6 protein-coding genes are annotated in these 7,779 nt (G+C 44.6%); 3 read left to right on the plus strand and 3 right to left on the minus strand.

Annotation, left to right across the window (positions count from 1 at the left end):
* Positions 1 to 123: 123 nt before the first annotated feature.
* The 3 genes from clpB to rluD all read right to left on the minus strand — a co-directional run bounded on the left by clpB (position 124) and on the right by rluD (position 4,549).
* Positions 124 to 2,697 carry an ATP-dependent chaperone ClpB gene (gene clpB / locus CAG68_RS08805; RefSeq protein ID WP_005381873.1) on the minus strand — a complete coding sequence of 858 codons (2,574 nt, stop codon included), beginning with the start codon at positions 2,695 to 2,697 and terminating at the stop codon, positions 124 to 126.
* A 144-nt stretch (positions 2,698 to 2,841) separates the two neighbouring features.
* Positions 2,842 to 3,570: a peptidoglycan editing factor PgeF gene (gene pgeF, locus CAG68_RS08810; protein ID WP_017636152.1), complete on the minus strand. Its 729-nt coding sequence runs from the start codon at positions 3,568 to 3,570 to the stop codon at positions 2,842 to 2,844.
* A 1-nt stretch (position 3,571) separates the two neighbouring features.
* Positions 3,572 to 4,549, minus strand: a complete 978-nt coding sequence (gene rluD / locus CAG68_RS08815) for a 23S rRNA pseudouridine(1911/1915/1917) synthase RluD (RefSeq protein ID WP_005381875.1) — start codon at positions 4,547 to 4,549, stop codon at positions 3,572 to 3,574.
* Between the two features lie 136 nt (positions 4,550 to 4,685).
* Between rluD and bamD the strand changes: the two genes are divergently transcribed.
* From bamD to hpf, 3 genes are all read left to right on the plus strand, one after another.
* Positions 4,686 to 5,414, plus strand: coding sequence for an outer membrane protein assembly factor BamD (gene bamD, locus CAG68_RS08820; RefSeq protein WP_005381876.1), 729 nt, complete (start codon positions 4,686 to 4,688; stop codon positions 5,412 to 5,414).
* Positions 5,415 to 5,562: 148 nt separating this feature from the next.
* The gene (locus tag CAG68_RS08825; protein WP_309473959.1) at positions 5,563 to 7,044 is read left to right on the plus strand and encodes a lytic transglycosylase F; all 1,482 of its coding nucleotides are present in this window, start codon (positions 5,563 to 5,565) and stop codon (positions 7,042 to 7,044) included.
* A 325-nt stretch (positions 7,045 to 7,369) separates the two neighbouring features.
* Positions 7,370 to 7,696, plus strand: coding sequence for a ribosome hibernation-promoting factor, HPF/YfiA family (gene hpf / locus CAG68_RS08830; RefSeq protein WP_005381889.1), 327 nt, complete (start codon positions 7,370 to 7,372; stop codon positions 7,694 to 7,696).
* Positions 7,697 to 7,779: the final 83 nt, after the last annotated feature.

Below are 7,779 nucleotides of genomic sequence, written 5' to 3' on the forward strand. Positions count from 1 at the left end.
AAAAACTCACCTTTTTAGTTTATTCGTATAGAAAACAGACAAAAGACTCTAAAAAACTATAGAAAAGGGGCCAAACGGCCCCTTTAGTGTGATTTTTATCTCAATTTTACTGTATCCATACAATTATTGATGAGCACAAATTTGGTCATTAGTAACAATTAGCTGCACTGTCTTGTCTGGAACGATTTCACCAGAAAGAATTGATTTGGCTAACGGGTTCTCGACATTCTGCTGAATTGCACGTTTTAAAGGACGCGCACCATACACAGGATCGAAACCAACTTGAGCGATCAAATCGAGTGCTTTGTCGGAAACTTCTAGTTGATAGCCTTTCTCCTCTAGTCGTTTCGCCAAACGTTCCAATTGAATAGAAGCAATGGACTTAATGTGCTCTTGACCAAGTGGATGGAACACCACGATTTCGTCAACACGGTTCAAGAACTCTGGGCGGAAGTGTTTGCTAACCACATCCATCACTTCACTCTTGATACCTTGATAGTCTAATGTTGCGAAATTCTCTTGGATACGAGATGAGCCCAAGTTCGATGTCATGATCACAACCGTATTACGGAAGTCAACAGTACGACCTTGACCATCCGTTAAACGCCCATCATCGAGAACTTGCAGCAGAATGTTAAATACATCCGGATGCGCTTTCTCTACTTCGTCTAACAAAATTACCGAATACGGCTTGCGACGAACCGCTTCAGTTAAGTAACCACCCTCTTCATATCCGACATAGCCTGGAGGAGCACCAACCAACCTTGCCACTGAGTGTTTCTCCATGAACTCAGACATATCGATACGGACCATCGCATCTTCACTGTCGAACATAAAGCTCGCAAGCGTCTTACAAAGCTCTGTTTTACCCACACCAGTTGGACCTAAGAATAAGAAGGAGCCAATTGGTCGGTTTGGATCAGAAAGCCCAGCTCGACTACGACGAATGGCATTCGATACAACAGAGACCGCTTCGCTTTGACCTACCACACGATTATGCAGCACGTCTTCCATGCGAAGTAGTTTCTCTTTTTCCGCTTCTAGCATCTTGGATACCGGAATACCGGTTTGCTTAGAAAGTACTTCTGCAATCTCGTTGTCGGTTACTTTATTACGCAATAGCGTCATTTCCTGCATTTCAGCTTGGGTTGCAAGATCTAACTGCTTCTCAAGTTCAGGAATACGACCATATTGAAGCTCCGACATGCGGTTTAGATCACCAGCTCGGCGAGCAAACTCCATGTCCATACGAGCTTGTTCAAGCTCAGACTTAATATGTTGAGTACCAGAAAGAGCTGCTTTTTCTGTATTCCAAACCTCTTCTAGTTCAGCGTACTCACGTTCTTTTTCATTGAGTTCTTCATTAAGCGCTTTCAAACGCTTTTCACTCGCTTCATCGTGCTCGTTACTTAGTGCTTGCTGCTCAATTTTGAGTTGGATGATTTTACGCTCAAGCTTATCCAAGGACTCCGGCTTAGAGTCAATTTGTAAACGAATGCTTGAAGCCGCTTCGTCGATTAAGTCGATCGCTTTATCCGGCAACTGACGGTCGGAGACATAGCGATGTGACAAACTCGCCGCAGCAACAATCGCTGGGTCGGTAATTTCGACGTGATGATGAAGCTCATAACGCTCCTTCAAGCCACGTAAAATCGCCACGGTATCCTCAACGGTCGGCTCATCCACCAGCACTTTTTGGAAACGACGTTCTAATGCTGCATCTTTTTCGATGTACTGACGATATTCATCCAATGTTGTTGCGCCAACACAGTGCAGCTCACCACGAGCTAATGCCGGTTTTAGCATGTTGCCCGCATCCATTGAGCCTTCACCTTTACCAGCGCCGACCATAGTGTGTAGCTCATCAATGAAGAGGATGACGTTGCCTTCTTCTTTAGCAAGTTCATTCAATACTGATTTTAAACGCTCTTCAAATTCACCACGGTATTTAGCACCAGCAACCAGTGCGCCCATATCCAGTGATAGCACACGGCGACCACGCAGACCTTCAGGTACTTCATTGTTAACTATGCGCTGCGCTAAGCCTTCAACAATTGCTGTCTTACCTACGCCTGGTTCACCGATAATCACTGGGTTGTTTTTAGTACGACGCTGCAATACTTGGATAGTACGACGGATTTCATCATCACGACCGATAACAGGATCTAATTTACCTTGCTCTGCACGCTCGGTAAGGTCTATGGTGAACTTTTCCAATGCTTGGCGAAGCTCTTCTGCATTCGGGTCATTGACCTTTTGACCACCTCTGATCTTTTCGATTGCCTGGCTGACTTTTTGCTCTGTTAAACCGATCTCTTTGAGTAATTGCCCCAATGGTCCGCGATCTTCTAAAGCGGCAAGCAGGAAGACTTCAGACGAGATATAGGAGTCTTGACGCTTTTGCGCCACTTTGTCACACAGGTTAAACAATGTGCCCATCGAGCTAGAGAGCTGAACATCCCCACCGATGCCACTGACTTTTGGTAATCGATCTAACATTTCACTCAATTTAGAGCGTAAATGCGTTACGTCCACATCCAGCATAGTAAGCAATGGACGAATTGGACTGCCATTTTGATCAAGCAAAGCCACCATGAGGTGAACTGGCTCGATATATTGATGATCGCGCCCTAACGCTAGTGATTGAGCATCAGAGATAGCGATTTGAAACTTACTTGTGAATCGATCAAGACGCATATCTACCTTCCTAACCTCAACTAAAGGAAATTCTTTTGACAGTTAGAAAGATGGATACTCGGGTGGGGAATTTCAAGGGAGTGAATGAATAAAGATAGCTTTGCAAAAATAGTAGTATGCATCTTAGCACTTTGGTGCTTATAGCTAGTCTTCGATCCAAATAAAGGTTGCTTGTCGACCAGTCTTACCATCACGGCGATAAGAGTAAAAAGAGGCTTTATCTTGGTAAGTACAAAGTCCAGAATCAAACACTTGTGTCACACCAGCCCGGTTTAGACGTTGCGTTGCCAGCACCGACATGTCAGCAAACCATTTACCGTCGATATCGCGTGGAGCAAATGCTTGATTCGCCTGTGAATCAAAATCAACAAAAGCTTGCAGAACATCTTCACCCACTTCGAAGGCTTGAGGGCCAATGGCGGGGCCAAGCCACGCTATCACTTCACCAGAAAACAACGCTAACGCATTTTCGACAATGCCATTTGCTAAGCCGCGCCAACCTGCGTGAACAGCGGCTACTTGCGTACCTTGTGTATTAGTCAATAATACAGGTAAACAATCGGCGGTCATCGCTGAACAAATAACATGGCTTGAAGAAGTAAATACACCATCCGCATCAAGCACCTGTGTTGTTGGTTCATTTGCTTGAGCCACAACGGTTGAATGCGTTTGGTTTAACCAGATTGGCGCATTTGGCATGCTTGCCTGTTGCGCCAACCAAGCTCGGTTCTTCTCTACTAAAGACAAATCATCCCCAACGTGAGCACCTAAATTTAGCCCTTGGTAAGGGCCTGTCGAAAATCCGCCTATGCGTGTTGAGGCGAAAGCTTTGACATTTTTAGGCGCTGGCCAATTCGGAATGATTCTCTTCATATTAGAACTCTTCCGGTAAGCCGTGCTCTTCTGTATCTTGACGAAGCGCTTCAGTCATCACAACCATGTCATCAGGCACAGGGGCATGAAACTCAAGAACTTCGCCCGTAATTGGGTGCTCAAAGCGCAGCATTACTGCATGCAATGCTTGGCGATCGAAGCCACGGATCATTGCCGTTAGCTCTTCAGACGCACCTGTCGGGATGCGAGCACGTCCACCATATGCAATATCACCGAGCAGCGGATGCTGAAGATAAGACATGTGCACACGAATCTGGTGCGTACGACCCGTTTCTAGACGCAAGCGAATACGCGTGTGTTCGCGGAAGCGTTCAGCAACACGGTAGTGCGTTACTGCTGGTTTGCCCATTGGTGCTACCGCCATAAGCGTGCGCTTAGTAGAGTGACGACCAATAGGTTGATCCACTTTACCGCCCGCTGTCATACGACCAATAGCTATCGCTTCGTACTCACGAGTAATATTACGTTTTTGCAGTGCGCGAACCAGACGAGTTTGTGCAGGAACGGTTTTCGCCACCACCATCAAACCCGTTGTGTCTTTATCCAAACGGTGCACGATACCTGCACGAGGTACTTCTGCAATATCAGGGTAATGATGCAACAACGCATTAAGTACAGTGCCATCAGGCGTACCAGCGCCCGGATGAACCACAAAGTCACGAGGTTTGTTGATAACGATAATATCTTCATCTTCATAGACGATATCTAGCGGGATATCTTGCGCTTCCCAGCGTTCTTCATCTTCTAACTCGGCTTGCAATGTAATTTCCTCGCCACCCATTACTTTGGTACGAGGTTTAGTGACAACTTCACCATCAACTTGAACTTTCCCATCAAGCAGCCACTCTTTTAGGCGCGAGCGAGAGAAGTCCGCGAATAATTCGGCGATAGCTTGGTCTAAACGTTGACCTAACTGGCTATCTTTTACGGTATTTGTTAATACAATCTGCTGAGCCATATCGAACTTTTTTAAAAACTGTGAGACTAATGCTCACGACTGTGAAAAAATAGACTATTACGTCATTGTATCTGTTACTGGAAAGAAAGTAACGGCAGCTTAAGAAATATTTAGATTCAAGGAACAGACTCCTGATATGAAACGTCAGACTTTAACAGGCCTTTTAGCGGTATCCCTTCTGTTTGGATGTGCAAGCAAAGAAGAAATCGTTCCTGATGTGCCGCCTTCGGAACTGTATGCAGACGCACAGATTTCTCTTCAAAGTGGTAATTGGCTTTCTGCAATTGAGAAACTGGAAGCATTAGACTCACGTTACCCATTCGGTGCCTACTCTGAACAGGTGCAGCTTGACCTAATCTATGCGTACTACAAAAACGACGACCTTGCTTTGGGCTTGGCAACCATTTCTCGCTTTATGCGTTTAAACCCAACCCATGAAAAGATGGATTGGGTGCTGTACATGCGAGGTCTAAGCCACATGGCGCAAGATCGTAACTTTATGCATGATTTATTCAGCGTAGATCGAAGCGATCGCGATCCTGAACCGGTAAAAAAAGCGTTTGATGACTTCAAAAAACTACTTCAACGTTACCCGAATAGCCCATATGCAGAAGATTCACAAAAACGTATGGTCGCGCTGAAAAACCGTCTAGCGAACTATGATTTAGCGACTGCTGACTTCTACCTTCGCCGTGAAGCTTGGGTCGCTGCTATTAATCGCAGCCAAGAGCTACAAAAAGCGTATCCAGACACAGAAGCTGCACGTAAGTCACTGACTATCCAGCTAGAGGCCTACAAGCAACTTGGTTTGGAAGACGCCGTAGCAAGAACTGAAAAGCTTATAGAGCTCAACCCTGTGAAGTAATTGAACTTGCTTTAAACTGAACCGCCACCGTTTTTACCGTGGCGGTTTTTTATTACTCTCAATAGTGTATTCAGCCCTTTCTTGATGATCTTCCTAGCTCCACATATGCTTAAAGTTCTCCTCCCCCCTTTATAAAAAGGATGTGAACGTGACGATATCTAAGCTTTGCGCAGTTATGCTGCTCCTATTGTCTGCTTCCGTTTGCGCACTGCAAATCTCGCCGCTCAAACAGCCTCCTTATACTGGGGACCTCGATGTCATCAAGGAGAAGAATGTACTGCGCGTCTTAGTTTCTGCTGATTTAGGCTTTTACTACATTGAGGGCGGCACACCAAAAGGCATAGGCGCGGAATTGCTGGCGCATTTCGAAAAAGACCTTCGTAAACTCAAACCAAAGCTTAACGTACAAATTATTCCTGTTGCCCGCGACCAGCTACTGCCAGCCTTAGAAAACGGTTCAGGTGACTTAGTTGTCGCCAACCTGACTATTACCGACACGCGCAAACAGAAAGTGGAGTTCAGTTCACCCATTCTCACTGACATTCAAGAGTGGGTAGTGACAAACAAAAGCACACCAACGATGACGAAAATCGAACAACTGAGCGGCAAAGAGATTTGGGTGCGCGCCAGCTCTAGCTACTTTGAAAGCATTCAGACACTAAATAAGAAACTAAACAAAAAAGGCTTACCGCCTGTTATCGTGCACTTTATTGAAGAAACACTTCAAGATTATGAGCTGGTCGGAATGCTCAACAATGGTTACGTCAAAGCCATTGTTCTCGATAGCCATAAAGCCAAGCTTTGGCTGAAAGTGATGGATGATATTCGGGTGCACAAAAAAATCCCTATCCGCAAAAATGGCAAAATTGCTTGGGCAATGCGAGAAAATAGTCCCAAATTAAAAGCCGTCGTGAATAAGTTCATCCAGAAGTCTCGCTCTGGGACACTACTCGGTAACGTTATTTACGGTAAATACATCGATAACACGGGATGGTTGAACAGAGCTCTTAACCCTAAGAAAATTGCTCAACTAGAAAAACTCGCAGCGCTATTTTCACGCTATGGTGAGAAATACGATATCGACTATTTACTGATCGCTGCAATCGCTTACAAGGAATCAGGATTTAATAACGACCTAGTTGGAAGCCGAGGTGCCGTTGGCATAATGCAAGTCCTACCCAGCACCGCTCAAGATCCGAATATCAATATCAAAAATGTTCGACAATTAGAAAACAACATTCATGCTGGAGTGAAATACTTAGCTTTTTTGCGTAAGCAGTACTTCAGTGATCCTGATATTACTGCACAAAATAAACTCTACTTTACATTGGCGGCTTACAATGCGGGCCCCGGCAATGTAGAGCGTATTCGTAAGCGTGCAGCCCAACAAGGTTACGATCCTAATGTTTGGTTTAATAACGTGGAAGTCGTTATGCGGAAAAGTTTAAGCTCAACGGTTGGGTACGTCACAAGCATTAATCGCTACTACATAATATACAAACAACTAGAAAGTTTGGACCAAGTCAAAAGTCTAGAAAGGGTTTCACTAGCCCCAAAAGACCCCATTTTCATGATACCGCTACGAAAAGTCAGCCAAATGCCAGACAGTAAAAAGCCGCTTGTACAGTAAGCGGCTTTTTAAATGGATTCATTGGAAAGACTCAGTGATCGTCATCACACCTTACGTGTAGTTAAATTTTAACCACCTCAAATATTAGGCCGTAAAACTTCCCTAAAAACGAGGCCGTTTTCAGCTGAGTACTCTATTCAATCTACGGATTTACTAACCGATAACAAGCAATTTCACGATAAATCTCAGAAGTTCTTGAGTGAGATCACATTCATTTTTCATCATAAAAAACCCGAGCAAAATAATGATCTGAATCACATTTTTTTATGCTTAAAGCGGTAATCTGAACTCAACCCATGAGGGATGCAACAGAGGAAAAACACTTATGACAATGAATATCACTGGCAAAAACATCGAAATCACCTCTGCAATCCGAGCTCATATTGAGAGCAAATTTAAAAAACTGGAGAAATGGCAAGTAGACCTAATTGGTTGCCAAGCAACTTTCAGTGAGGAACCAAACAAACAGAAGAAATTCGAAGCGGTTATCAAAGTTCCTAAAGGCCAGCTCATTGCCTCAGCAACTCACGAAGATCTTTACGCAGCTATCAACGAAGTGGAGCAAAAACTAGAACGACAATTGAACAAGCTGACCCACAAACCTGAAGCTCGACGTGCAAGTAAGCCTGAGCTAGTGGAAGAAGAAGAGTAAACTGAACAGATTGAGGAAATAGCGCCGAAAGGCGCTATTTTTTTGCTTGACGCTCTCCCCAGCCTTGCTTATTGTGTTTAAAC

The sequence above is a fragment of the Vibrio sp. V42_P2S4T144 genome (assembly GCF_009904715.1).
GTDB lineage: Bacteria > Pseudomonadota > Gammaproteobacteria > Enterobacterales > Vibrionaceae > Vibrio > Vibrio alginolyticus.